The 280-nt window shown below is 81.8% G+C and carries 1 protein-coding gene; it reads left to right on the top strand.

What is annotated here, in order from left to right:
• Positions 1 to 280, top strand: a 280-nt coding sequence (locus tag ADK41_RS13745; RefSeq protein WP_159043969.1) for an acyl carrier protein, incomplete at both ends; no start/stop codon positions are given.

The following is a 280-nucleotide window of genomic DNA, read 5'->3' as shown; positions in this document are numbered from 1 at the left end:
GGAGCGCGGCGAGGCCACGGTCGTCCCGCTGCGGGTCGACACCGCCGCCCTGCGCACCCGCACCGACGAGGTCCCCGCCCTCCTCCGCGCCCTCGCCCCCGCGACCCGACGGCAGGCGGCCTCCGCCGCGACCGCCGCCACCGCGGCCGGCGGTCTCGCGGACCGGCTGTCCGGGCTGACCGCCGGCGAGCGGCGCCGTGCGGTGCTGCAGCTGGTGCGCTCGCAGGTGGCGGCCGTGCTGGGGCACGGTTCGGCCGAGGCGATCGGACCCGACCGCGCC

The organism is Streptomyces caelestis, from assembly GCF_001279005.1.
GTDB classification, from domain to species: Bacteria; Actinomycetota; Actinomycetes; order Streptomycetales; family Streptomycetaceae; genus Streptomyces; species Streptomyces heliomycini.
The sequence above is the reverse complement of the archived record's forward strand: the minus strand, read 5'-3'. Positions and strand labels throughout refer to the sequence as shown.